22 protein-coding genes and 1 tRNA gene are annotated in these 25,937 nt (G+C 64.2%); 11 read left to right on the top strand and 12 right to left on the bottom strand.

Annotation, left to right across the window (positions count from 1 at the left end; translation table 11 throughout):
* Nucleotides 1-9: 9 nt before the first annotated feature.
* A tRNA-Leu gene (locus tag ADBZ9O_RS19700) sits at nt 10-86 on the bottom strand.
* Nucleotides 87-197: 111 nt separating this feature from the next.
* On the opposite strand from ADBZ9O_RS19700, the gene ADBZ9O_RS19695 reads away from it, so the two are divergent.
* From ADBZ9O_RS19695 to ADBZ9O_RS19670, 6 genes are all read left to right on the top strand, one after another.
* On the top strand, nt 198-827 hold the full coding sequence (locus tag ADBZ9O_RS19695; RefSeq protein ID WP_526524624.1) for a two-component system response regulator PdtaR: 630 nt from the start codon (nt 198-200) through the stop codon (nt 825-827).
* 229 nt (nt 828-1,056) lie between these two features.
* Entirely contained in the window at nt 1,057-2,268 is a 1,212-nt protein-coding gene (locus ADBZ9O_RS19690) for a branched-chain amino acid ABC transporter substrate-binding protein (protein ID WP_526524623.1), read from the top strand.
* A gap of 84 nt (nt 2,269-2,352) precedes the next feature.
* The gene (locus tag ADBZ9O_RS19685; RefSeq protein WP_526524622.1) at nt 2,353-3,390 is read left to right on the top strand and encodes a branched-chain amino acid ABC transporter permease; all 1,038 of its coding nucleotides are present in this window, start codon (nt 2,353-2,355) and stop codon (nt 3,388-3,390) included.
* Nucleotides 3,387-4,583 (top strand): branched-chain amino acid ABC transporter permease, encoded by a 1,197-nt coding sequence (locus tag ADBZ9O_RS19680; protein WP_526524621.1) that lies wholly within the window; start codon nt 3,387-3,389, stop codon nt 4,581-4,583. Before ADBZ9O_RS19685 ends, ADBZ9O_RS19680 begins: the two co-directional genes overlap by 4 nt.
* Nucleotides 4,580-5,452, top strand: a complete 873-nt coding sequence (locus tag ADBZ9O_RS19675) for an ABC transporter ATP-binding protein (RefSeq protein ID WP_526524620.1) — start codon at nt 4,580-4,582, stop codon at nt 5,450-5,452. The genes ADBZ9O_RS19680 and ADBZ9O_RS19675 overlap by 4 nt, the downstream gene beginning before the upstream one ends.
* On the top strand, nt 5,436-6,209 hold the full coding sequence (locus ADBZ9O_RS19670) for an ABC transporter ATP-binding protein (RefSeq protein ID WP_526524619.1): 774 nt from the start codon (nt 5,436-5,438) through the stop codon (nt 6,207-6,209). The genes ADBZ9O_RS19675 and ADBZ9O_RS19670 overlap by 17 nt, the downstream gene beginning before the upstream one ends.
* An 80-nt stretch (nt 6,210-6,289) precedes the next feature.
* On the opposite strand, the gene ADBZ9O_RS19665 is transcribed toward ADBZ9O_RS19670, so the two are convergent.
* The 6 genes from ADBZ9O_RS19665 to ADBZ9O_RS19640 all read right to left on the bottom strand — a co-directional run bounded on the left by ADBZ9O_RS19665 (nt 6,290) and on the right by ADBZ9O_RS19640 (nt 11,751).
* Nucleotides 6,290-6,517 (bottom strand): DUF167 domain-containing protein, encoded by a 228-nt coding sequence (locus ADBZ9O_RS19665; RefSeq protein ID WP_526524618.1) that lies wholly within the window; start codon nt 6,515-6,517, stop codon nt 6,290-6,292.
* A gap of 25 nt (nt 6,518-6,542) precedes the next feature.
* Nucleotides 6,543-7,961, bottom strand: a complete 1,419-nt coding sequence (locus tag ADBZ9O_RS19660; protein ID WP_526524617.1) for an MFS transporter — start codon at nt 7,959-7,961, stop codon at nt 6,543-6,545.
* A gap of 259 nt (nt 7,962-8,220) precedes the next feature.
* Nucleotides 8,221-9,420, bottom strand: coding sequence for a lipid-transfer protein (locus ADBZ9O_RS19655; protein ID WP_526524616.1), 1,200 nt, complete (start codon nt 9,418-9,420; stop codon nt 8,221-8,223).
* Nucleotides 9,417-9,866 (bottom strand): Zn-ribbon domain-containing OB-fold protein, encoded by a 450-nt coding sequence (locus ADBZ9O_RS19650; protein WP_526524615.1) that lies wholly within the window; start codon nt 9,864-9,866, stop codon nt 9,417-9,419. Before ADBZ9O_RS19650 ends, ADBZ9O_RS19655 begins: the two co-directional genes overlap by 4 nt.
* Nucleotides 9,867-9,919: 53 nt before the next feature.
* A complete protein-coding gene (locus ADBZ9O_RS19645) occupies nt 9,920-10,600 on the bottom strand; it encodes an alpha/beta fold hydrolase (protein WP_526524614.1) in 681 nt (226 codons plus the stop codon).
* Complete coding sequence (locus tag ADBZ9O_RS19640) at nt 10,597-11,751, bottom strand: FAD-dependent oxidoreductase (RefSeq protein ID WP_526524613.1); 1,155 nt, start codon at nt 11,749-11,751, stop codon at nt 10,597-10,599. Before ADBZ9O_RS19640 ends, ADBZ9O_RS19645 begins: the two co-directional genes overlap by 4 nt.
* A 70-nt stretch (nt 11,752-11,821) precedes the next feature.
* Between ADBZ9O_RS19640 and ADBZ9O_RS19635 the strand changes: the two genes are divergently transcribed.
* On the top strand, nt 11,822-12,712 hold the full coding sequence (locus ADBZ9O_RS19635) for a LysR family transcriptional regulator (RefSeq protein WP_526524612.1): 891 nt from the start codon (nt 11,822-11,824) through the stop codon (nt 12,710-12,712).
* 79 nt (nt 12,713-12,791) lie between these two features.
* Nucleotides 12,792-15,464: a DNA polymerase I gene (polA, locus tag ADBZ9O_RS19630; protein ID WP_526533300.1), complete on the top strand. Its 2,673-nt coding sequence runs from the start codon at nt 12,792-12,794 to the stop codon at nt 15,462-15,464.
* Between the two features lie 11 nt (nt 15,465-15,475).
* Here the strand turns inward: polA and ADBZ9O_RS19625 are convergent, their stop codons facing one another.
* Nucleotides 15,476-16,708, bottom strand: coding sequence for a PrsW family intramembrane metalloprotease (locus ADBZ9O_RS19625; RefSeq protein ID WP_526533298.1), 1,233 nt, complete (start codon nt 16,706-16,708; stop codon nt 15,476-15,478).
* A 172-nt stretch (nt 16,709-16,880) separates the two neighbouring features.
* Here ADBZ9O_RS19625 and rpsA point away from each other — a divergent pair, with 172 nt between their 5' ends.
* Nucleotides 16,881-18,335 (top strand): 30S ribosomal protein S1, encoded by a 1,455-nt coding sequence (gene rpsA / locus ADBZ9O_RS19620; RefSeq protein ID WP_526524611.1) that lies wholly within the window; start codon nt 16,881-16,883, stop codon nt 18,333-18,335.
* 89 nt (nt 18,336-18,424) lie between these two features.
* A complete protein-coding gene (coaE, locus tag ADBZ9O_RS19615; protein ID WP_526524610.1) occupies nt 18,425-19,624 on the top strand; it encodes a dephospho-CoA kinase in 1,200 nt (399 codons plus the stop codon).
* 4 nt (nt 19,625-19,628) lie between these two features.
* Here coaE and ADBZ9O_RS19610 read toward each other — a convergent pair whose 3' ends face one another.
* The 4 genes from ADBZ9O_RS19610 to ADBZ9O_RS19595 form a co-directional block, all read right to left on the bottom strand.
* Nucleotides 19,629-19,841 (bottom strand): hypothetical protein, encoded by a 213-nt coding sequence (locus tag ADBZ9O_RS19610; RefSeq protein WP_526524609.1) that lies wholly within the window; start codon nt 19,839-19,841, stop codon nt 19,629-19,631.
* Nucleotides 19,842-19,897: 56 nt separating this feature from the next.
* Nucleotides 19,898-22,519 carry a helix-turn-helix transcriptional regulator gene (locus ADBZ9O_RS19605; RefSeq protein WP_526524608.1) on the bottom strand — a complete coding sequence of 874 codons (2,622 nt, stop codon included), beginning with the start codon at nt 22,517-22,519 and terminating at the stop codon, nt 19,898-19,900.
* Between the two features lie 83 nt (nt 22,520-22,602).
* Nucleotides 22,603-23,133, bottom strand: a complete 531-nt coding sequence (locus ADBZ9O_RS19600; protein WP_526524607.1) for a hypothetical protein — start codon at nt 23,131-23,133, stop codon at nt 22,603-22,605.
* 18 nt (nt 23,134-23,151) lie between these two features.
* Entirely contained in the window at nt 23,152-23,652 is a 501-nt protein-coding gene (locus ADBZ9O_RS19595) for a ribonuclease FAU-1 family protein (protein WP_526533296.1), read from the bottom strand.
* A 79-nt stretch (nt 23,653-23,731) separates the two neighbouring features.
* Here ADBZ9O_RS19595 and uvrB point away from each other — a divergent pair, with 79 nt between their 5' ends.
* The gene (uvrB, locus tag ADBZ9O_RS19590; RefSeq protein ID WP_526524606.1) at nt 23,732-25,894 is read left to right on the top strand and encodes an excinuclease ABC subunit UvrB; all 2,163 of its coding nucleotides are present in this window, start codon (nt 23,732-23,734) and stop codon (nt 25,892-25,894) included.
* The last annotated feature ends 43 nt before the right edge of the window (nt 25,895-25,937 follow it).

Below are 25,937 nucleotides of genomic sequence, written 5' to 3'. Positions count from 1 at the left end.
TGGTCTTTCTGGTGCCCTCGGTGAGACTCGAACTCACACTGCACGGGTTTTGAATCCGTTTCCTCTGCCAATTGGGATACGAGGGCTGGCGGGTGACGCGAGTAACCACCTTAGATGATCGGTCGCGGTGCCCCGCACACCCTGGCTCACCGACTCCCGAGGTCGCTCTTTGCCGCTCGCCACGACACAATGGCGTCATGACTGGGCCAACGACAGACCCTGAAGCGACCAAAGCGCACCGCGTATTGATCGCTGAGGATGAAGCACTCATCCGGCTCGACCTTGCCGAGATGCTTCGCGAAGAGGGCTATGACGTGGTCGGCGAGGCCGGCGACGGGCAGGAGGCTGTCGAGCTCGCCGAGAAGCTGCTCCCTGATCTGGTGATCATGGACGTCAAGATGCCGCGCCGCGACGGGATCGACGCCGCCTCGGAGATCGCCGCCAAACGGATCGCGCCCGTGCTCGTGCTCACCGCCTTCAGCCAGCGCGATCTCGTCGAGCGGGCCCGCGACGCCGGCGCCATGGCCTACCTGGTCAAACCCTTCTCCATCACCGATCTGATCCCGGCCATCGAGCTGGCGGTCAGCCGATTCAGCGAGATCTCGGCGTTGGAGCACGAAGTCGCCACGCTCTCTGAGCGTTTGGAGACCCGCAAGCTCGTCGAGCGCGCAAAGGGTTTGCTGCAGGCCAAGCAGGGCATGACCGAACCCGAGGCATTCAAGTGGATCCAGCGTGCTGCGATGGACCGGCGCACCACCATGAAACGGGTTGCCGAGGTGGTCCTGGAGACCCTCGACACGCCCAAAGACGCCACCCCACCGGAGTAGCGCCCGCGCCACGCGCGTTAATACTGCGTTTCCCAGCTGGCTGTTTTCTGTGGGACGACTGCGCTGACCGCGTTGTTTACCGGAACGCCCCGTGAACGGCGCGACCAGCGTTCGTCAACACCACGCGATTCGGCCATGCGTTGGCTATGTTTCTTCCGAAGCGTCCACGGTCCAGCCGACAGGCCCGTCCAGAAGATGCCGAGATGATCACTTGACCCGGAGGTGAAACGTGCGCGGTCGCGCGACACGGAGTGCATTCGCTCTGAGTTCGGCAGCCCTGATAGTCATGGGCATTGCCGGCTGCAACCAGTCCAAGCCCGAAGAGGGAGCCGCTTCCAGCGATCTGAAGATCGTGGAGCAGGTCCAGATCGACCAGAACGGCGCCGAGGTCAAGCCCGAAGCGGACGTCAAGCCCGCGGATCCCGCCGGTGACGGCAAGGCCAACTGCCCGCCGCTGTCCTTGGCGATGGCAGGTGCGCTGACCGGCCCCGACGCCGCACTGGGCATCAACATCAAAAATGGCGTGCAGTTGGCCATCGACCAGCACAACGCGGCGAACGCCGGGTGCCAGGTGCAGTTGAAGACCTTCGACACCGAGGGCGATCCGCAGAAGGCGACGCAGGTCGCCCCGCAGATCGTTGACGACGCGTTCACCATCGGCCTCATCGGACCCGCCTTCTCCGGCGAGACCAAGGCCACCGGCCAGGTGTTCGACCAGGCCGGCCTCGTCGCCGCCACTGCCTCGGCCACCAACGTGACGTTGTCGGAGAACGGCTGGAAGACCTTCTTCCGCGGTCTCGCCAACGACGGTGTGCAGGGTCCGTCCGTGGCGAACTACCTGAAGAACAATCTGGGCAACAAGAAGGTCTGCGTCGTCGACGACAGCACCGACTACGGCCTGGGATTGGCAACGGCGGTCCGCGAAACGCTTGGATCCGTCGCCGATTCGTCCTGCAACATCTCGGTGAAGAAGGGCGACAAGGACTTCTCCGCCGCGGTCAACCAGGTCAAGGGCGCGTCACCGGATTCGGTGTTCTACAGCGGGTACTACGCAGAGGCCGCACCTTTCGTGCAGCAGCTGCGCGACGGTGGTTACACCGGCATCTTCGCCAGTGCCGACGGCACCAAGGACAACGAATTCGTCAAGCAGGCAGGCGAATCCTCGAAGGACGCCATCCTGGCGTGCCCCTGCGGCCCGGCCACCGGTGAATTCGCCAAGCAGTACACCGAGAAGTTCGGTCAGGCTCCCGGTACCTACAGCACAGAGGGTTACGACCTCGGCACGATCATGCTCAAGGGCATCGATGCCGGCAAGATCACCCGCCCCGATCTGCTGGAGTGGGTGAAGACCTACCAGGGCCCGGGTGTGGCCCGTAAGTACCAGTGGACCGATACGGGTGAGCTCACCAGCACCCTGATCTGGATCTACAAGGTTCAGTAAGCACCGTCCGTGAGACGCGTCCGGGCCCGCTCGGCCCGGACGCGTTCTCGCTGAAGATCGTTTGCGCGAGGAGCCTGCCCCCGGATGATCCATGATTGCCTCGACCAGTACACCTGCCTCGCAGCCAATATCAGTTTCAACGTCGATGGCCTGTTAAACAGCTTCTGGCAGTTGACAATCGACGGCCTTTCCTGGGGCGCCATTTATGCGCTGGTGGCCGTCGGCTACACCCTGGTCTTCGGTGTGTTGCGGCTGATCAACTTCGCCCACTCCGAAATTTTCATGCTCGGCATGTTCGGCGCCTACTTCTGCCTCGACATGATCCTGGGGTTCACGCCCAGCGGTAACGCCTACAACAAAGGTGTGCTGCTGACCGTGTTGTATCTGGGCATCGCCATGCTGTTCGCGATGCTGGTGTCCGGATCAGCCGCGGTAGGACTGGAATTCATCGCCTACCGGCCGCTGCGAAGACGCAACGCCAGGCCACTGACCTTCCTGATCACCGCGATCGGTATGTCGTTCGTGATCCAGGAGTTCGTGCACTTCATCCTGCCGCAGATCATCAAAGGCTACGGCGGAAACAACGCCCAGCAGCCGATCACGCTGGTGCAGCCCAAGACTCAGTTCACCATCTTCGGTGCAAACATCAGCAACGTCACCGTGGTGATCATCCTCTCGGCGCTGGTTCTCGCGCTGGCCACCGATGTGGTGATCAACCGGACGAAGTTCGGTCGTGGGATCCGGGCAGTGGCCCAGGACCCCACCACTGCGACGTTGATGGGCGTCTCGCGGGAGCGAATCATCATGACCACCTTCCTGATCGGCGGTCTGCTCGCCGGTGCGGCGGCACTGCTGTACACCCTCAAAGTGCCCCAGGGCATCATCTACTCCGGTGGTTTCCTGCTGGGCATCAAAGCATTCTCCGCAGCGGTCCTCGGTGGTATCGGCAACCTGCGCGGTGCTCTGCTCGGTGGCCTGATCCTCGGGGTGATGGAGATGTACGGCCAGGTCCTCTTCGGTACCCAGTGGCGCGACGTGGTGGCGTTCGTGTTGCTCGTGCTGGTGTTGCTGATCCGGCCGACCGGCATCCTCGGTGAGAGCCTCGGGAAGGCACGAGCATGACGACCCCGGAGACCACACACAGGCACGCCAAGAAGCGCTCAGCTGGGGCGCCGGGAGACATCGTTCGCGATTGGTGGTCGAACCTCGGTCGCGTGCCCAAGTGGGGATTCGGTGTCATCGGGTTCGCGTTGATGGCGCTGCTGCCGATCTACACACCGTCATTCCTGGACACCCCTGGGGTGAGCTTCGACGGGGTGATGGCGCAGTTCGCGATGATCGCCATCGTCGCGATCGGACTCAACGTCGTGGTCGGCCAGGCCGGTCTGCTCGATCTGGGATATGTCGGCTTCTATGCCGTCGGCGCCTACACCGTTGCGCTGATCACCAGCCCGCAGAGCCCGTGGAACATGATGGGCCCGACGGGCTTTTTCAGCAGTGACTGGGCGTGGCTGTCGTGCGTACCCCTGGCGATCGCCTTCACCGCACTGGCCGGTCTCATCCTCGGATTCCCGACGCTGCGGCTTCGCGGTGACTATCTGGCGATCGTCACCCTGGGCTTCGGCGAGATCATCCGACTGCTGGCCGACAACCTCAACGACGTCACCAACGGCTCACGCGGACTCGGTTCGATCGCGTTCCCGCGGCTGGGCGAGGACAAGGTCCCCGGCGGCTATTTCTCCGGCGCCAACGCGATGGGCAACGCCAACAACGGGACCTGGTGGTACTGGCTGGGGTTGATCCTGGTCGCCATCATCTTGCTGATGGTCGGCAACCTGGAACGCAGCCGGGTCGGCCGCGCGTGGGTGGCGATCCGGGAGGATGAGGACGCCGCGGAAGTGATGGGCGTCAACACCTTCCGGTTCAAGCTATGGGCGTTCACCATCGGCGCCGGTATCGGTGGACTGTCCGGTGCGCTGTACGCGGGACAGGTGCAATTCGTTGCGCCGACCAACTTCAACATCATCAACTCGATGCTGTTCCTGTCGGCGGTGGTGCTGGGCGGCCAAGGCAACAAACTCGGCGTCATCTTCGGGGCGTTCATCATCGTCTACCTGCCCAACCGCCTGCTCGGCGTGCACCTGTTCGGTGTCAACCTCGGTGACCTGAAGTACCTCTTCTTCGGTCTGGCGCTGGTCCTGCTGATGATCTTCCGACCACAGGGCCTGTTCCCGGTACGTCAAGCGCTACTGACCTACGGCAAGAAAGCCCGCTATCTGCTGCGTAGCGCTGATGATTCGAAGGCGGCGGCATGACCGAACCCGCAGCCGGACCCACCCCGGACGACCCGAGCACCCCGATCGACGAGAGCCTGGCCGCACTGCAGCGTGACGTGCACGCCGCCGAAGGCGAAATCCTGTTGGAGACCAAGGATCTCACCGTCAAGTTCGGTGGCTTGACCGCGCTCGATGGGGTCAGCTTCAACATCAAGCGAGGCGAGATCCTCGGCCTGATCGGACCCAACGGCGCGGGGAAGACCACCTGCTTCAACGCGATCACCGGTGTGTACCGGCCGAGTTCGGGGTCGGTCACATTCGACGATGCGCCGTTGGGTCGAATCAAACGCCACGAGATCACTCGCCGCGGTATTGCCCGCACGTTCCAGAACATCCGACTCTGGGGTGAGATGACCGCCCTGGAAAACGTCGTGGTCGGCACTGATGCCCGGCACAAGACGTCGGTACCGGGTGCGGTGTTCCGAACGCCACGGCACCGACGTGAGGAACAGTCCGCCGTGGAAAAGGCTGCGGCGCTGCTGCAGTTCGTCGGTATCGCCCATCGTGGTGAAGAGAAGGCCAAGAATCTGCCGTACGGGGATCAGCGTCGCCTCGAGATCGCCCGCGCGCTGGCCACCGAGCCGAAGTTGTTGTGCCTGGACGAACCCGCCGCCGGCTTCAACCCCAGCGAGAAGGCTGCGCTGATCGACTTGATCAAAGCCATCCGCGACGACGGCTACACGGTATTGCTGATTGAGCACGATATGCGCCTGGTGATGGGGGTGACCGACCGCATCGTCGTGCTGGAGTTCGGTCGCAAGATCGCCGACGGCCTGCCCGCAGACATTCGCGAAGATCCGAAGGTCATCGCCGCCTACCTGGGAGTGCCCGATGACGAACTCGAGTGACGAGGCTGTACCTGAAACCGCCGTAGCCGACGAAAGGCCGGTCCTGCTCGAGGTGCGTGACCTGGTCGTGCACTACGGCAGAATCGAAGCACTGCACGGCGTTTCGCTGACTGTGCGACAGGGGGAGCTGGTCACCCTGCTGGGTGCCAACGGGGCAGGCAAGACCACCTTGATGCGTGCCATCTCCGGTCTGCGCCCGCCAACATCGGGTTCGGTGTGGTTCCAGGGGCAAGACATCACCCGGGTCAAGGCGCATAAGCGCGTGGGGGAAGGGCTGATCCAGGCACCGGAAGGGCGGGGAGTTTTCCCCGGTATGACGGTGACCGAGAACCTGGAGATGGGCTGCTACGGACGGAAGTTCCCGTCCAAAGCTGAGCACCGCGAGAAGCTGGACTGGGTTTTCGAGACGTTCCCGCGCCTGGCCGAGCGGCGCAGTCAGGTGGGCGGCACGCTCTCCGGTGGCGAACAGCAGATGCTGGCCATCGGGCGGGCGTTGATGGCCCGACCGGACGTGCTCCTGCTCGACGAGCCGTCGATGGGTTTGGCGCCCATGGTGATTTCCCAGATCTTCAAGATCATCTCCGAGATCAACAAGCAGGGCACCACCGTGCTGCTGGTCGAGCAGAACGCCCAACAGGCACTGAGTCGGTCTGACCGGGCCTACATTCTGGAAACGGGCACGGTCACCCGCACGGGTGTGGCCCGGGAGTTGTTGGCAGACGACAGCATTCGCGCCGCCTACCTCGGCGTCGCGTAGCTTCCATCCCCGCGAGCGAGCGTGTTTGTCCGGCGACACGCCGCATTTCCTGGACAACGACGTGCGCTCGTTAACGTTTTTCAGTCGATGCGAAAGCGCTTGTGCCGCGACGTCATTCCGGAGATCAGCTGCACACGGCTGCGCGGTACGTTCAGGTGCTCGGCCAACAACCGGATGACGGCGTCGTTGGCCTTGCCGTCGACGGCGCGTTCGGGGACATAGACCGTCAGGGCACCGTCGTCGTCGACCTCGACGAGTGGGCCCTTGCGGCTGCCGGGCTTGACTCGGACGACAACGAACGTGGTCATGCCGGAAGGCTATCCGCAAGAAAAGTCAGGTGAGCGCAATCTCGGCGTCGGCTTCACGTTTCTTGTCGAGATGCTTCTCGTGTTTGGGGTCGTCGAATCTCTCCAGGTTCAGCCCGTTGGTTTCGATGCCGAAGCGCAACGTCACCGCAGCACCGACAACGGACGCGCCGACCAGGATGTACAACAGTGCCTCGGTCCCGATGCTGGTCAGCAAGATGGGAAACAGAAAGGCCGTCAACACCGCACCGACCTTGGCGAACGACGCCGCGAAACCCGCGCCCTTGCCCCGAATTCGGGTCGGAAAGACTTCGCCGGCCAGCAGGTAGGTCATTGAATTGGGCCCGAGGTTCGTCATGAAATAGAACAACATGAAGCCAGCGAAGAGAAGCACCATGTTGTAGGTACCGCCTGGGCGGATCGATAACGCAGCCAGCAGCAGGCCAATCGCACAGCCGACGAAGCCCACCGTCTGCAACTTGAGCCGGCCCACCCGATCGACCAACGCTATGGCGACGAGAATGCCCAAAATGAACAGCACGTCCATCAGTGCCGAGCCTTTTGCTCCCAGCAGGTCATTGTGGATGGTGTCGGCCAAGGAGTCGGAGTGGGTTGTCTTTCCGATCACCGTGGCCAGGATGGTGGGCGTGAAGATACCGATGCCGTAGGTGCTGAGGTCCTGCAGGAACCACGGAACTGACGCCAAGATCGTCGCTTTGCGGTGTTTCGCGGTGAAGAGCGCGCGGTAGTCACCATGCCCCTCCGTTGCTGCGTCACCACCCACGAGGGACACATCTTTCGGATATTGCGGGTGCCGCCGGAGCAGGCGCCCGGTGGCCTGTTCAGCCTCTTGAGTGCGCCCCATGGTCAGAAGCCAGTGTGGGCTCTCGGTGACAAACAGTCGCCCGATGATGACGAGCACAGCCGGCAGAATCGCGCTGGCGTACATCCACCGCCAGGCGCCGACGTCCGGGTTTGCATACAGAACGGCGAAACCCACTGCCGTGCCTACTAACGCACCGATGGCCTGGAATGCGAACGCGCTCAGTACAAGCCGCCCGCGCACCGAGGTCGGGATGCTTTCGGAGATAACCATATGTGCCGTGGGGTAGTCACACCCCAGAGCGAGTCCTGCCCCGAACAGGAAGAAGACCAGCGTCGGCAGATTCGGCGAAAACGTCAGTGCAACAAGAAAGCAGGTGAAGAGAATCATCTCGATGATGAACATCCGCTTGCGACCGAAGATGTCCGCTAGGCTTCCGAGTGCGCTGGCACCCACCAAGATGCCCGCCAGGGAGGCTGCAGTGACCAATCCCTTGTCCGCAGCCGTCAGGTCGAACTCGATGGAGATCAGCGGAAGGGCGACCCCCGACATGAAGACGACCATTCCCTCAAAAAACTTGCCCGCCGAGGCCAGTCCCCATATGCGCCACTGCATGCCGGTCATCGGCGTGGAGGGTGTCTTGGTGCCGTTTGCCCAGGCTGGTCGTTCGTCTATGTATTCCTGAACGGTTTTCGCTGTGCCGGTAGGGGTTTGAACATCGTGCTGCGGCATGACCGTGCTTCCTCTGCGCTGGGACGTGCGCAGCGTCGCACACCACAGCCGACGGTGCGGGGTGAGCTGGATGGAGTTGGCGCACCGATCGGCGGATCTTCATCCGGATTTCTGCGTCAGTTCATCCCGAGTTCGGTTGTGGGCGAACGAACTAGCGCGCGACGATCACCGAGGAGCCGTGGCCGAACAGCCCCTGGTTGGCGGTGACGCCGACGGTGGCTCCCTCGACCTGACGACCAGTGGCCTGGCCCTTGAGCTGCCAGGTCAGCTCGCACACCTGGGCAATCGCCTGGGCGGGGATGGCCTCACCGAAGCAGGCCAGCCCGCCAGAGGCGTTGACCGGGATACGACCACCGATGGTGGTGGCGCCGCTGCGCAGCAAGGCCTCGGCGTCTCCCTTGGCGCACAGACCCAAATGCTCGTACCAGTCGAGTTCCAGTGCGGTGGAGAGGTCATAGACCTCGGCCAGGCTCAGATCCTCGGGACCGATACCGGCCTCGGCATAGGCCGCGTCGAGGATCTGGTCTTTGAACACCCGATCCGGGCCGGGTACCACTGCGGTGGAATCGGTTGCAATATCTGGCAATTCGGGCAGATGCTGGGGGTAGCGGGGCGTCACCGTGGACACCGCGCGTACTGACGGCACCCCCTCGACCGAACCAAGATGTTTCTCGGCGAACGCCTTGCTGGCCACGATCAGCGCGGCAGCGCCATCGGAGGTGGCGCAGATATCGAGCAGGCGTAGCGGGTCGGCGACGACGGGGCTGGCCAGGACGTCTTCGACGGACACGTCTTTGATGAAGCGGGCGTTCGGGTTCTGCAACCCGTGCTTGGCGTTCTTGACCTTGACTCCGGCGAAATCCTCCAGCGTCGCGCCGTAGAGATCCATCCGCCGCCGCGCCAAGAGCGCGAAGTACACCGGGTTGCTGGCGCCGATCAGGTGGAAACGCTGCCAGTCCGGGTCGTTCTTGCGTTCGCCACCAACAGGTGCGAAGGCACCCTTCGGGGTGGTGTCGGCACCGATGACCAATGCCACATCGCAGAACCCGGCGAGGATCTGGGCGCGGGCGCTTTGCAGGGCCTGCGAACCGCTGGCGCAGGCCGCATAGCTGGAGCTGACCGGCACACCGTTCCACCCCAACTTCTGGGCGAACGTCGAGCCGGCGATGAAACCGGGGTAACCGTTGCGGATGGTGTCGGCGCCGGCGACGAGTTGAATCTGCCGCCAGTCCAGACCCGCCTCCGCCAGCGCAGCCCGTGCGGCGACGACGCCGTACTCGGTGAAGTCGCGCCCCCACTTACCCCACGGGTGCATACCCGCGCCGAGGATGTATACCGGTTCAGGGCTCATGCGATCTCCCACGCGTAGATGATCCGCTCGACGCCGCCGTCGTCGGTGAACAGCGGCATCGTGGTCAGTGACATCTCCATGCCGACCTTGAGGTCAGCGGCCAGGGTGCCCTCGACGACCTTGCCCAGCACGATGATTCCCTCGTCGGCCAACTCCACCGCGGCAACGGCGAACGGCTCGAACGGATCCGGCGCCGGATAGGGCGGCGGGGGAGCGTAGCGGTTCTCGGTATAGCTCCACAGAGTCCCGCGACGCGACAGGGGCACCTGGTCGAGTTGGTCGCCGTCGCACGCGGGATTGGGGCAGTTGTTGGCCCGCGGCGGGAAGACGAAGGTCCCGCACTGGGTGCATTTCCCGCCGATCAGGTGGGCAGACCCGGCGTCGTCGGTGGCGAACCACCCGTCGATGGCCGGTAGTTGCGCTGGCGCGTCCGTAGATCCTGGCACGGGGGTCAGACTACGCGACCGCAGGCCTGCAACTGAAACGTGTTGCAGTTTTTCTAGCCGGTCCGGTCGGCGGCCTCCAGCAGGATGCGCACCAGATCGCCGGGGTTGTCCCGCATCAGGTTGTGCGCCCCGTCGAGTTCATGGGTGATCCAGGAGGGATCGTCGCGCACCCGTTCGTAGGACGGCCGCAGCGGCGAGTCGCCCGGCCACTTCAGTGCGTAGACGAAATCGCGGCGCCGGATCGTGCTCAGATCGCCGGTCAGGCGGATCCGCTGCAGGAACGATGCCAGGGGGTGCGCGGTGGCCCGATCATCGAAGAACGGCATCGGCGGCACCCCGTAGCCGGTGTCGTCGACGCCGATGTACCACTGTCGTTCCTCGTCATTGACCAGGTCCCAACAGGATTCGCCGTCACGTGGCACCAGAGCATCCAGGTACACCAGCGCGTCGACGCGCGCGGGGATCCGGTCGGCGACACCGCTGATCACCATGCCGCCGTAGCTGTGTCCGACGAGCACCAGGTCCTTGGCGTCGCGTTCGACCGACAGCCCGGCGAGCACATCGGCAATGTGAGTTTCCAGGTTGACGCCGGCATGCAGCAGGTGGGCGCGCTCGGCGATACCGGTCAATGTGAACGACAGCACCCGATGGCCGCGCGAGCGCAACGCAGCCGCCAGGTCGTCGAAACACCAGCCGCCGTGGCAAGCGCCGGGAATCAGGGCATAGGTGGTCATGCTGTGCTCCTATCTGCGTGGGTGTCCTGGCGGTACTTCTCGGTGATCGCCGCGATGGTCTCGGATCGTCGGCCGCCAACGCCGCATACGTGCATCTCCCGGTTGGCGGCGACGATGTCAGCGGTCGCGAGCCTGCGAGTGTTCTCATAGGCGCGTAAGCCGGTCTCGAAGCTGCGGTGTAGCTCGTCGGCCAGCACCCGAGCGTCGAGAATGGCTTGCGAACCCCCGTTGGCCCCAACGGGATACATCGGGTGGGCGGCATCACCGAGCAGTGTCACCCGATCCCGCCCCCACCAGGCCAAGACGTCACGGTCGACCATCGGGTACTGCAACACCGTCTGGCTCTCGCGCTCGAGCATTGCCGGATCGAGCCAGTCCAGCCGCCAGTCCGCCAGCAATGCCAGCACCGCGTCGCGGTCGGCGGGCGCATTCCAGTGGGCATCGCCGCGCAGCGGTCCGGGCACCGATTCCGGCACCTGCACAACCCAATTGATCAGCCCACCGCCGATCGGGTAGACGACCAGATCGACATCGTTGTCCCCTTTGACGATCGCCATCGTGCGGCCGTCGAGGAATGCGGGTCCCGGTGTCGCGCCGCGGAACATCCGGACCCCCGACCACATCAATGGATCGGATCCGGGATGAAGCTGCGCGCGGACCACCGAACGCACGCCGTCGGCACCGACCAGGACCCGCGCGGAAAAGTCGCCGGACACGGTATGCGCTGTCACGTTGTCGGCGACCGAGGTGAACCCCGTCAACCGGGCACCGGTACGGACTGCGTCGGGGCCCAACCGGTCCCGCGCCGCGGCGAGCAGCAGCATCTGCAGCTCACCGCGGTGCACCGAGTACTGGGGATGGACGTAACCGCCGGCGATCCCGCGGGGTTCGCGAAACAGGAGTTGGCCGCCGGAAGTGAAAAAGGCGATCTCGGCGGGCGCCACGCCGACACCGGCCAACTGCTCTGCCAGGCCGAGTTCGGTCAGTTCACGGACGGCGTGCGGCAACAGATTGATCCCGACACCGAGCGTTGTGAGCTCACGCGCGCTGTCGATGACGGTCGCGCTGATACCGCGAGCGTGCAAGGCCAGCGCTGCGGTCAGTCCGCCGATCCCGCCACCGACGATGAGCACTTCTGCTGATGGGGTCATACCTCCAGCGTCGGCACCTGCCAGTGATAAGTCCAATACAGATGTACGCCACAAACTATAATCATTGCTTATGGAACTGCGACAGCTTGAGTACTTCGTCGCCGTAGCCGACGAAGCGAACTTCACCAGGGCCGCCGAACGGATCCATGTCGCGCAACCCGCCGTCAGCGCCCAAGTCGCCCGGCTCGAACGCGAGCTGGGGCAGTTGCTGTTCGACCGCACCCGGCGTCAGGTCCGGCTGACCGCGGCGGGGGAGGCGGTGCTGCCGTTCGCCAGGGCGGCGCTGCAGGCGGTGGCCGACGCCCGCCGGTCGGTCGAGGAGTTGACCGATCTCGTGCGCGGCACCGTGACCCTCGGCACCGTCACGTCCCACAACGTGGACATCCCCGCCCTGCTGGCCGACTTTCATGCCGACCATCAAGGAGTCGAAATCACCTTGTGCACAGAGACTTCCGACGCCCTCATCGATGGCGTGCGCAGTGGTCGGCTCGATGCTGTCATCGTTTCGATCGGGTCGACCGAACGGCCCGACGGTCTCGACATCGAGATCGTCACCGACGAGTCGATCGACGCCGCGGTGGGGCGCGACGACCCATGGGCTGACCGGTCCTCGGTCACCCTCGACGAGTTGGCGCAGCGCCCGTTGATTGCGCTGCCCGCCGGAGCCGGTATCCGGCACCAACTCGACATGGCCTGCGCCGCGGCCGGGGTCACGGTGCGGGTGGCGTTCGAGGCCACCACACCGCAGGCATTGGCCGACTTGGCCGAACGCGGACTCGGTGTCGCGATCGTCCCGAGCTCGGTGTCACAGAGCAGGCCCGGACTCCATCGGCTGGCGATCGTCCCGGAACTGCGCGGGCGACTGGTACTGGCGTGGCGTTCGGACGGCCCGATGAGTCCGGCGGCCCGCGTCCTGGTGGAGAAGGCTCGGCGCTTACTGCGTGTCGGGGCGGGGCCATAGAGTATTGGCCGTGAGCCCCGCCAAGACCGCCCCCGGTAAAACGGCAGCAGCGAAGAAGACCGACGTCAAGCCCACATTGATGCTGCTGGACGGCAATTCGCTGGCGTTCCGGGCGTTCTACGCGCTGCCCGCAGAGAACTTCAAAACCCAGAGCGGCCTGACCACCAACGCGGTCTACGGCTTCACCGCCATGCTGATCAACCTGCTGCGTGATGAAGGTCCCACCCACATCGCCGCCGCTTTCGACGTCTCCCGCCAGACTTTCCGTAAGGAGAAGTACCCCGAGTACAAGGAGGGGCGGTCCGCCACGCCTGATGAGTTCCGCGGGCAGATCGACATCACCAAGGAAGTTCTGGTGGCGCTGGGCATCACGGTGCTTGCCGAACCGGGATTCGAGGCCGACGACATCATCGCGACGCTGGCCACCCAGGCCGAGAACGAGGACTACCGGGTGCTGATCGTCACGGGCGACCGTGATGCGCTGCAGTTGGTCAGCGACGACGTGACGGTGCTGTATCCCATCAAGGGAGTCAGCGAGCTCACCCGCTTCACCCCGGAGGCCGTGGCGACCAAATACGGTCTGACACCCGCGCAGTACCCGGACTTCGCCGCCCTGCGCGGCGATCCCAGTGACAACTTGCCCGGAATACCCGGCGTCGGTGAGAAGACAGCCACCAAGTGGATCGTTGAATACGGCTCATTGCAGTCCCTGGTCGACAATGTTGACCAGGTCAAGGGCAAGGTCGGCGACTCGCTGCGGGCCAACGTGGCCGGCGTCGTGTTGAACCGGGAGCTCACCGAGCTCGTCAAGGACGTCCCGCTGGCGCAGACCCCGGACACGCTGCGGATGCAGCCGTGGGATCGAGACCAGATTCACCAGCTGTTCGACGACCTGGAGTTCCGGGTGCTGCGTGACCGGCTCTTCGAGACGCTGGCGTCGGCTGACCCCGAAGTCGACCAGGGCTTCGATGTCCGCGGAGGTGCGCTGGAGCCGGGCACCGTCGCGGCATGGCTGTCCGAGCACAGCCACGGCGAACGGTTCGGGCTGGCGGTGGTGGGCACCCACCTCGCGTTCGACGCCGACGCCACCGCGCTGGCCATCGTCGCGGCCGACGGTGAGGGCGCCTTCATCGACACAACCAGCCTGACCCCCGACGATGACGCCGCACTGGCCGCGTGGCTGGCCGACCCTGACCAGCCGAAGGCATTGCACGAAGCCAAGCTGTCCATGCACGACCTGGAGGGCCGCGGCTGGGAGCTGGCTGGAGTGACCTCCGATACCGCGCTGGCTGCCTACCTGGTCCGACCCGGGCAACGCAGCTTCGCCCTCGACGATCTCGCGGTGCGCTACCTGCGCCGCGAACTGCGCGCGGACAACCCTGAACAGCAACAACTTTCGCTGCTCGATGACGACGAAGGCGTTGACGATCAGGCGGTGCAGACGCTGATTCTGCGGGCCGGTGCCGTCGCCGACCTGGCCAACGCCCTGGACGAGGAACTGGACCGCATCCATTCGTCGTCGCTGCTGGGGCAGATGGAACTGCCGGTTCAGCGAGCATTGGCCAAGATGGAGACGGCGGGAATCGCCGTCAACCTCGACCTGCTGACCAGCCTGCAGAGTGAGTTCGCCGCGCAGATCCGCGACGCCGCCGAGGCGGCCTACGCGGTGATCGGTAAGCAGATCAACCTCGGTTCGCCCAAGCAGCTGCAGACGGTGCTGTTCGACGAGCTGGACATGCCGAAGACCAAGAAGACCAAGACCGGCTACACCACCGACGCCGACGCACTGCAGACGCTGTTCGACAAGACCGGCCATCCGTTCCTGCAGCACATGCTGACCCATCGCGATGTCACCCGGCTCAAGGTGACCGTGGACGGGTTGCTCAACGCCGTGGCGTCCGACGGTCGCATCCACACCACCTTCAACCAGACCATCGCAGCCACCGGCCGGTTGTCCTCGACCGAACCGAACCTGCAGAACATCCCTGTTCGCAATGAGGCCGGTCGCCGGATCCGCGACGCCTTCGTCGTCGGCTCATCCGACGGGGCTGACTACGCCGAACTGATGACCGCGGATTACAGCCAGATCGAGATGCGCATCATGGCGCATCTGTCCAAGGACGACGGGTTGATCGAGGCGTTCAATACGGGGGAGGACCTGCACAATTTCGTCGCGTCGCGGGCGTTCGACGTCCCGATCGACGAGGTCACCGCGGAACTGCGGCGCAGGGTCAAGGCCATGTCGTACGGGCTGGCCTACGGGTTGAGTGCTTACGGATTGTCGGCGCAGTTGAAGATCTCCACCGAAGAGGCCAAGGTGCAGATGGACGCGTACTTCGCCAGGTTCGGCGGGGTGCGGGACTACCTGCAATCGGTCGTCGACCAGGCCCGCAAGGACGGTTACACCTCGACGGTGCTGGGCCGGCGGCGCTATCTGCCCGAATTGGACAGCAGTAACCGCAATGTCAGGGAGGCGGCGGAGCGGGCTGCGCTCAACGCCCCGATCCAGGGCAGCGCCGCCGACATCATCAAGGTCGCCATGATCGAAGTGGGCCAGGCACTCGCCGACGCCAACCTAAGGTCGCGCATCCTGCTCCAGGTGCACGACGAACTGCTGCTGGAAATCGCTGACGGTGAGCGTGATCAGGTCGAGGCTATGGTGCACGACAAGATGGGCAGCGCCTATCCACTGGACGTTCCGCTCGAGGTGTCTGTCGGATACGGCCGCAGCTGGGACGCCGCCGCCCACTAACGGCAAGCGCGCTAAGCGGCCGGGATGCGGTAGCCCGCCAACCACTGCAAGGTGGGTTGAGCGGCCGCCGCGCGGATGGCCCGCAGCGCCTGCGTCTCGTCGTCGAGCAGCGCGTACACCCGCTGATCGCCGAACCCGCGATCAATGCGGTCACGGACGAAGGCCAGCTCGACCACCTGCGCGCTGAACCGGTTGACCACCTTGGTCGCCGGCTTGCCGCCGATGCGGCCGACGGCCGCGGCGGCGAGCTTGCGGTGGCGGATCGAGCCCAACCAGGTCGCCTCGTTTGGGGTGATGAGGCCAGCGGCCACCATGCCGGGCAGCGTGGCCGCGACGACGTGCTGCTCCCGACGGCGGCTGCGGATCGCCAGCCAGATCGCCAGCGCAAAGACCGGAACCATCCAGAACAGGTAGACCAGGAAATAGGTTCCGATCCCAAAGAGCGCGGAGCCGTTCCACAGCGCGTGCATGATCACCGCACCGGCATATCCGAGCAGGATGCAGCCGGTCTTGGCGAGAACATTGCGTCGATTCAGCGCGAAGTACACACCGATTGCGGTCATGGTGGTGAACAGCGGGTGAGCGAAAGGCCCCATGATCAACCGCATCCCCGCCACCACCAGCGAGTCGCCCAGTGATTCACCGTTGGCGATGTAGGCGATGTTCTCCACCCAAGCGAAACCCGCCGCGGTCAGGCCTGCGTACACCAGGCAGTCGGTCAGTGAGTTGAGCTCGTTGCGGCGCCGACCCGTCATCATCACCAGCAGGAACAGGCCCTTGAGCGCTTCTTCGATCAGGGGTGCGCCGATTCCGGTGCTGACGAAGTTGTCCGTCGCCTCGTCGCCGGTGGCGAGCACCGATCCGAAATACAGCTCCAGTCCGATGGATACGACGATGGCCACCGAGGCACCCCAGAGGAAGGCCAGCACCAGCAGCCGCGGCGGCTCCGGCTCCCACCGATCAAGCCAGATATAGGCCAGCACCACCAGTGCCATGGCCACGCTGGCCAGCAGAAACCCGATCGCGGTACCGATCGGGTTGACCGCGGTCAGCAAGATAACGACCAGCCCGGCCAGTGTGCCCAGCGCAATGATCACGCCCAGTGGCGCGCCGACCTTGCGGATTTTCTTCGGCAGCGGGCCGATCGGCAGCCAGGGCAATGCTGCTGAGGATGGCATCGGCGCATTCACCCGCACGACGCTAATCGAAGGGAAAACAGGCCGCAGATGCTCGTCTCGGCCCAGCGGCCGGCACCCCTGTTCGAGTACTCGGGTGAGCACCAAACAGACCGGGTTTGTCCTGCGTGTACCCCGTCGAGTAACCTTGGGACGTACCTGTGTGCGTCATCGCGGGTATACACCCAAATCTCGTCAAACTTGTCCCTACGATCAAGCCTGTCCGGAGCAACCCAACAATATGCCAAGTCCCACCATCACCTCGCCGCAAGTAGCCATTAACGACATCGGCTCGGCCGAGGATTTTATGGCCGCAATCGACAAGACCATCAAATACTTCAACGATGGTGACATCGTCGAAGGGACAATCGTCAAGGTTGACCGCGATGAAGTCTTGCTCGACATCGGATACAAAACCGAAGGTGTAATTCCTTCTCGCGAACTCTCCATCAAGCACGACGTCGACCCCAATGAGGTTGTGTCCGTCGGCGATGAGATCGAAGCCCTGGTCCTCACCAAAGAGGACAAAGAAGGCCGTCTGATCCTGTCCAAGAAGCGTGCGCAGTACGAACGCGCATGGGGCACGATCGAAGAGCTCAAGGAGAAGGACGAGGCCGTCAAGGGCACCGTCATCGAGGTCGTCAAGGGCGGCCTGATCCTCGACATCGGTCTGCGCGGCTTCCTGCCCGCCTCGCTCGTCGAGATGCGTCGGGTGCGCGATCTTCAGCCGTACATCGGCAAGGAGATCGAAGCCAAGATCATCGAGCTGGACAAGAACCGCAACAACGTGGTGCTGAGTCGCCGCGCATGGCTGGAGCAGACTCAGTCCGAGGTGCGCAGCGAATTCCTCAACCAGCTGCAGAAGGGCGCCATCCGCAAGGGTGTCGTGTCCTCGATCGTCAACTTCGGTGCCTTCGTGGACTTGGGTGGCGTCGACGGTCTGGTGCACGTTTCCGAGCTGTCGTGGAAGCACATCGACCATCCGTCCGAGGTCGTGCAGGTTGGCGACGAGGTCACCGTCGAGGTGCTCGACGTCGATATGGATCGCGAGCGGGTTTCCTTGTCGCTCAAGGCCACCCAGGAAGATCCGTGGCGTCACTTCGCCCGCACCCACGCCATCGGCCAGATCGTGCCCGGCAAGGTCACCAAGCTGGTGCCGTTCGGTGCGTTCGTCCGCGTCGAAGAGGGTATCGAGGGCCTGGTGCACATCTCCGAGCTGGCCGAGCGCCACGTCGAGGTGCCCGATCAGGTTGTTGCCGTCGGTGACGACGCGATGGTCAAGGTCATCGATATCGACCTGGAGCGTCGCCGGATCTCGCTGAGCCTCAAGCAGGCCAACGAGGATTACACCGAGGAGTTCGACCCGTCGAAGTACGGCATGGCCGACAGCTACGACGAGGCGGGCAACTACATCTTCCCCGAGGGCTTCGACGCCGAGACCAACGAATGGTTGGAAGGCTTCGACAAGCAGCGCACGGAATGGGAGGCCCGGTACGCCGAGGCCGAACGCCGGCACAAGATGCACACCGCGCAGATGGAGAAGTTCGCCGCTGCCGAGGCCGAGGAAGCCAGCAGGCCTGCCGGTTCGTCGAACGGTTCGTCGACCTCGTCCTCTTCGGGTGAGTCCGCAGGCGGATCGCTCGCCAGCGACGCACAGTTGGCAGCGCTGCGCGAGAAGCTCGCGGGTAACGCCTAACAAGAACCACTCATTCGCCGAGTGAAACAACGCAGCATGTCCGTGAGGACATGCTGCGTTGTTCGTTGTATACGTCGTAAGGACTTCCCATGCTGAGGATCGGATTGACCGGCGGTATCGGTGCGGGTAAATCGACCGTGGCATCGACTTTTTCGGAGCTCGGCGGGATCATCGTCGACGGCGATGTCATCTCCCGTGAGGTGGTAGAGCCGGGCACCGACGGTCTGGCCAAGCTCGTCGAGGCCTTTGGTCCCGGCATCCTGCTGCCCGACGGGGCGCTGAATCGACCGGCGCTGGCGGCCATCGCCTTCAGCGATGACGACAAACGTGCGACGCTGAACGGCATCGTGCACCCGCTGGTCGGTGCCCGCCGCGAGGAACTGGTCGCCGCCGCACGTACTGATGATGTTGTCGTCGAGGATATTCCGCTTCTGGTGGAGTCCCAGATGGCACCGTTCTTCCCGCTGGTCATCATCGTCAACGCGGATGCCGAGCTACGGGTCAAACGCCTCATCGAGCACCGCGGCTTCAGCGAGGACGACGCCCGCGCACGGATCGCCGCCCAGGCGACCGAGGAGCACCGCCGCTTAGTTGCCGACGTCTGGCTGGACAACCACGGCAGCGCCGACGATCTCAAAGAGCAGGCCCGCACGCTGTGGGAGCACCGAATCATCCCGTTCGCGCACAACATTGAGGCCCGCGAACCCGCACCCAGTGCACCGCAGGTGGTTCCGTCCGACCCGTCATGGCCGGACGAGGCGCGCCGCATCCTGGCCCGACTGAATACGGCCTGTGGGCATCGCGCGATCCGCATCGATCACATCGGTTCCACGGCCGTCCCCGGCTTGGCTGCCAAGAATGTCATCGATATCCAGGTCACGGTCGATTCCTTGGATACCGCAGACGAATTGGCCGAATCATTGCTGGCCGTCGGTTACCCGCGGGTGGCGTCGATCACCACCGATATCGCCAAGGCCGAGGCCCGCAGTTCGGTGCCGGCTTATGACCGCAACAATGATCCGACGTTCTGGGGCAAAAGGTTTCATGGCTCGGCGGACCCCGGCCGGCCGACCAATATCCACCTCCGGGTGGACGGCCACCCCAACCAGCAGTTCGCGCTGCTGTTCGTCGACTGGTTGACAGCCAATGCCGATGCGCAGGCGGAGTACCTAGAGCTCGAGCGCACGGTCGAAGACACCGACGCCAAAGAACCGTGGTTCGCCGACGCCTATCGGCGCGCGTGGCATTGGGCGGATGCCACCAACTGGCCGGCTGACTCGACCGGCTGAGGGGCTAGTGATCGCCGGGACGGGTCGCTGTTTCGGCGGCGGCGGCGGCCAGTTTTCCTTCGGCAAGGCGGTACAGGCTACTCAGAGCAGCTTCGTCGACACCGAGATACTCACACACCACCTCGGGCGCCACGCCGGCGTCACGCAGTCGCAGAGCCAGCGAATACGGCAAGGGCAGTCGCCGTAACGCGACCTCATGAGCGCTGAGGTTGTCCATGACACCAGCGTGCCCCCGCCCTGTAGGGCACGACTACGTATGCGCATACTCAAAAATCAGCGCACCGGATCACGGCGGGGGATCAGCGCCGCGAGCTCAGCACGGCTGGCGGTGCCGGTCTTGGCCATGGCGCGATAAATGTGGGCTTCGACGGTGCGGCGGGACAGCGTCAAACGCTCAGCGATAGCGGGGTTGGACAAACCCTGTCCGAGCAGTTCGACGATTTCGCGTTGCCGAACAGTCAGGGGCACTCTCTCACTGGCATGGCGCAGCGCCGGTGTGCTCGCACCACAGTGCTCGGCCAACTCATCGGCGCGGGTGGAACAACCCAAGGCCGAGCCACGAAGATCCTGCCGCCGATATTCGATCCCAGCGTGCGCGGCGGCATCCACGGCTGCGACCAGATCACCCATATCCTCGAATTGTCTTGACACCACGGCAAGCTTCGCTGCGTCACCATCATGGAGCCCCGCGGCAAACCGTGCCGCCACACCGACCCGAGGCCCCTCGACCACCGCTTCCAACTCACCCAGACGCGGCCCACATGAGCGGTCGCCGAACTGGACCGCGGTTTGTAGGCACCACACCTCGGCCGCGAATTGTCCATTGGCTCTTGATGTCTCGGCGGCCATCAAGCAGATTGCGCGCGCTTCGCTGACCGCACCCTCACACGCGGCCACCCACGCCTGAGCCATCGAGCGCTCGTAGTCGACAAACTGCCAACTCGGGTAGCGATGCTGCTCGAGGTGGGCGAGCCCGGCACCGGCTTCCTCGACCAAGTCGCACATCGCCAGCGCAGTGACGTCGGCGATTTGATAGCGATAGCCGAAACCGTTGACATCCCCAGTCGCGAAGAACATCTCAAGCACTGGCTGCAGCAGCGAATGCGCCTCAAGAAGCCGCCCAGCCCCTAATGCGGCTCGCCCTTCCACGGCTGTGCTGAGCAATTCAGCGACCCCAGGCAGATCCGCTGTCTGGGTGTGGAGTGCGTCGGCCACCGACCGTGCCTCCGCGATTCGTCCGGACTGCAGAAGTGCGCCGACGTGCCGGTCGCCGATCACCAGATGCATATGTGGAGCTTCGCGGGCACGGGCCACAATGGTGTAGCCGTGCTGTGCTGCGGCCACAGCGTCCGTGGTAGCACCGGAGTCTCCGTGGGCGACAACGAGCGCCCAACTCGCCGCTGCACCCGTTACGGGGGGCAGCTGCTCAAAGTCGACTCCTGCCGCCAATCTGCTGGCCGCCAGCGGCTGTGCCATCGACGCCAGGTACATGACATTCCACGCGTCTAAGACGGTGCGGGCCTGCTCCGATGCCGCTATCCGCGCGACGTCATCGATCACCCTCTTCGCGCCGTCGGGGTCGGCAAGCCCCCACAGCAGACCGCTAGCTCTGAAGCAGGCAAGAAACACGCGGTCGTGTTCGGTGAAACCGCTTGTCGGGATGCTGGCCAACACCGCGTCGGCTTGCTGCGGATCAATCCAGGCCAGCGCCCATGACCGGGTGAAGTACGCATCCACCCCGGCACCGGCGCAGATTGCTGCACCGGCCAGGCGATCGGCCAGCGGCATATCTGCCAGCGACACGGCACCCTGTGCGGCTCTGGCCAGTAAAGCGGCGTCCGGGGCGAGGTCGGAGTCCAGACTCAGTGCGGCACGCCGCACGACAGTGTGAATGTCCTCGGCGTTGTCGACAGTGGCCAGCTGGTTGGCGATCAAACCCCGAAGTCGTCGAAGTCGGGTCGGTGCCGCTCGTTTGCGGCGGACTTCGGCGTAGAGCGGATGCGCCACCCGCACATCCATCCCGCGGTCGGTCGGTTCGACGGTGATCAGGCCGCGTTCGTCAGCGTCTTCGATCGCTGATGAGCCGGTGATGCTGCCAAGCACCGCAAGATCAATCGGTTCGGCGACCGCGAGCGCATCGATGACATCAGTGACCGAATTCGGCAAAGCGCCCATCCGCGATTCGATCAACTCCACCAATCCATCAGGCATCACAGGTTCGCCGGTCCAGCGCCAATGACCACCGTGCTGCGCGAGCCGACCGTCGGCGACTTCCTGTTCGACGATATTGCGCAGATACAACACGTTGCCGCGAGTCAGCAGCCATAGTCGCTGCGCGGCATCCGGATCGAGGGGACCTCCCAGCGTGGCAGACACCAGCGCGGTGCTCTCCTCGCGCGACAAGGGTTGCAGAACGAGGCTGTCAAACTGACCGGCCTCCCACAACTCCTGTGTCGCAACCGGAATCGGGCTGCCGTCACGGACTGTGAACACCATTTTGGCGACACCGCGTTGGACGATCTGGTGCATGACGAAGGTGGACAGGTCATCGAGAAGAAACACATCGTCCACCCCGATGACGACGCGGGAGTCACCCGATGCAGATGTGAGAGCATCGATGACTTCGCGGACCACCCCAAGATCGCCGGTATCGGTGGACTCGACCCAGTCGCTCAGCGCCCCCAACGGGAGTGCACGCGCTGAGGTTGTTGCCACTATCCAGCGGGCCTCACCGCCGCCAGAGGAAAAGCCGGCGAGCGCTTCTCGGACGATGCGGCTCTTCCCGACGCCGGCAGAACCGCGGACAATCACTCCCGACGAATTGCGATCTGCTATCGCGGCGGCGATCAGTCGTAGTTCCTCTGCGCGGCCGGTGAGCGGCCAATGTAGGCGCACACGCCCAATGTAGAAGCAAGGGCAACCACGAAAACGGCAATCCCGAAATCAATTACTCGATCCGGGTTGCCTGCCGGCACGACTCAGGCCGACGGAGGCGGCGCATCCGCCGGCGGCGCGTCAGCGGGTGCATCGACGGGGATTGGAACACCGGCCACCGGCGCTTCGCAGGTCAATGCGCCGTAGTCGGGGTCGTCCTTGACGGGAAGGGCCCGCGGGGAGATGAAATCGTCGGCTTGGGCGACCACCGCATCGTTGACAAGGATCTCGCAGTGCAGGTTGGCCGAATAGGGCCACTGGATCGAGACCCGCATGGTGGCGGTTGCCGATTCCGGTAAGACCGTCTGCGCCTCGAATATCCGGCCCGGAATCATCGTCGGGTTGGCCGTCTGCTGCTGGTTGCCCTCGGCCGCATAGGTGATCGTCGCGCCGCGGGAGACTCCGTCGATCCGCGCACGGTAGGTGATGTTGGCGAGCAGTCCCTGCTCCGGAGCCGGTGGCGTGGGCGCGGGCGGTAGGGGTTCCGGTTCAGCCGTCGCGGTGACGGGGGCAAGCGACGCCCAAACGGCGAGTATCAACGCCACAGCGGTCGCTGCACGTGTCGAGGCCCTCATGTTCGCAGACACTAGTTCCTATCGCCAGGACAGGTCCATAGCGTTACTAGCTAACCACCGGTGGAGGTCATGATCGTGCCTGGCCAGAGCCGCGATTGTGGTCACCGCCGTAAGGATCGCCCCCTCGGCCGCCTCTGGGGTGATCAAGCCCATGTGATGGGCTTCCAGCAGCTCATCGACGTCGAGGAGATCGGTCTGCTGTCCGGTGTGCACCACCAGGTCGAGGTAGTGGTCCACGGTGTGCCAGAGATCACCGGTCACGGTGATGTCGGCGATATCGAGATAGAAGTCCTGTTCGCGCTCGTGTCCGGGGGTCCAGTGGAAGATATTGGCCCGCAGCCCCAGGGTCGGTAACAGCCACGACTCCAGGTAGTGGAACTGCACCCGGCCGGGTGTGGGCCTGGCCATGTACAGGCCCCAGGGTCGCTGCGTGTAGACGTCCACAGCCCGCACGATCCCCTTGGGATCGGTATTGGTGCGGGCGCCGACGTCGAACGTCTCGTGTTTGGGAGCGTGAATGGTGCCAGCATAGGGCGGCAGTCCCTGCGTGTGTCCCTGGAAATGAAATCTGTCGGTGCCTCCGCCTACCCTGGTGAACATGGCTTTCGCTACCGAACACCCGGTGCTCGCGCATTCAGAGCACCGCCCTGTCGAGGACATGGTGCGCTCAGGTGGCCGCTTCGAGGTGGTCAGTGAGTTTTCGCCCGCCGGAGATCAACCCGCAGCCATCGAAGACCTCGAACGCCGGATCCGCGCGGGGGAGCGTGATGTGGTGCTGTTGGGTGCCACCGGCACCGGCAAGTCGGCCACCACGGCCTGGCTCATCGAGAAGCTGCAGCGGCCCACTTTGGTGATGGCCCCTAACAAGACACTGGCCGCCCAGTTGGCCAATGAGTTACGGGAAATGTTGCCGCACAACGCCGTCGAGTATTTCGTCTCCTACTACGACTACTACCAGCCTGAGGCGTACATCGCCCAGACCGACACCTATATCGAGAAGGACAGCTCCATCAACGACGATGTCGAGCGGCTTCGGCATTCGGCGACATCGAGCCTGCTGTCTCGTCGCGACGTCGTCGTGGTCGCCTCGGTGTCCTGCATCTACGGTCTTGGCACCCCGCAGTCTTATCTGGACCGTTCGGTCGAACTCCAGGTCGGCGCCGAGGTGCCGCGGGACGCGCTGCTGCGCCTGCTGGTTGACGTGCAGTACACCCGCAACGACATGTCGTTCACCCGCGGCTCGTTCCGGGTCCGCGGTGACACCGTCGAGATCATTCCGTCCTATGAAGAGCTGGCGGTCCGGATCGAATACTTCGGCGACGAGATCGAGTCGCTCTACTACATGCATCCGTTGACCGGTGACGTGGTCAGGAAGGTCGACTCGCTGCGAATCTTCCCGGCTACGCACTACGTTGCGGGGCCGGAGCGCATGGCGGTGGCCATTTCCAGCATTGAGCAGGAGTTGGAAGCGCGGCTGGCCGAGCTCGAGGGTCAGGGCAAACTGCTCGAAGCGCAGCGGCTGCGCATGCGCACCAATTACGACGTCGAGATGATGCGGCAGGTCGGGTTCTGCTCCGGCATCGAGAACTACTCCCGCCATATCGACGGCCGCGGACCGGGAACGGCGCCGGCCACCCTGATCGACTACTTCCCCGACGACTTCCTGATGGTGATCGACGAATCGCACGTCACTGTGCCGCAGATCGGCGGCATGTACGAAGGCGATATGTCGCGTAAGCGCAACCTGGTCGACTTCGGCTTCCGGCTGCCGTCCGCGGTCGACAACCGACCACTGACCTGGGAAGAGTTCGCCGACCGGATCGGCCAGACTGTGTATCTGTCGGCCACCCCAGGCCCGTACGAGCTCAGCCAGTCCGGCGGTGAATTCGTCGAGCAGGTCATCCGACCCACCGGGCTCATCGACCCGCAGGTCATCGTCAAACCGACCAAGGGCCAGATCGATGATCTGATCGGCGAGATCCGCGCCAGGGCCGAACGCGATGAGCGGGTGCTGGTGACCACGCTGACCAAGAAGATGGCCGAAGATCTGACCGACTATCTGTTGGAGCTGGGTATCCGGGTGCGCTACTTGCACTCCGAGGTCGACACGCTGCGACGGGTCGAGCTGCTGCGGCAGCTCCGGCTCGGTGAGTACGACGTGCTGATCGGTATCAACCTGCTCCGCGAGGGACTGGATCTACCCGAAGTGTCTCTGGTGTCGATTCTCGACGCTGATAAAGAGGGCTTCCTGCGGTCGGCGCGCAGCCTCATCCAGACCATCGGTCGCGCCGCCCGAAACGTCTCGGGTGAGGTTCATCTGTACGCCGACAAGATCACCGATTCCATGGCCCAGGCCATCGACGAGACGGACCGGCGCCGTGCCAAGCAGATCGCCTACAACGAGGCGCACGGGGTGGATCCGCAACCGCTGCGCAAGAAAATCGCCGACATTCTCGATCAGGTTTACCGCGAAGCTGATGACACCGATGCCACCGTGGAAGTCGGTGGCTCCGGCCGCAACTCGTCGCGGGGACGTCGGGCTGCGGGTGAACCGGGTCGCGCGGTCAGTGCCGGAGTTTTCGAAGGGCGCGACACCGCCAACATGCCCCGTGCCGAGCTGGCGGACCTGATCAAGGACATGACGGCGCAGATGATGGCCGCCGCCCGCGATCTGCAATTCGAGCTGGCGGGCCGGATCCGCGACGAGATCGCCGACCTGAAGAAGGAACTGCGCGGGATGGACGCGGCCGGGTTGAAGTAACCCCAAGTGAAACGCAGTTGATCTCAACCACGGTTGAGCTCGT

Origin of the sequence: Mycobacterium sp. (assembly GCF_965229105.1) — a bacterium.
Classification (GTDB): domain Bacteria; phylum Actinomycetota; class Actinomycetes; order Mycobacteriales; family Mycobacteriaceae; genus Mycobacterium.
Note: the sequence above shows the minus strand (reverse complement) of the source record. Positions and strands in the feature narration are given on the sequence as shown.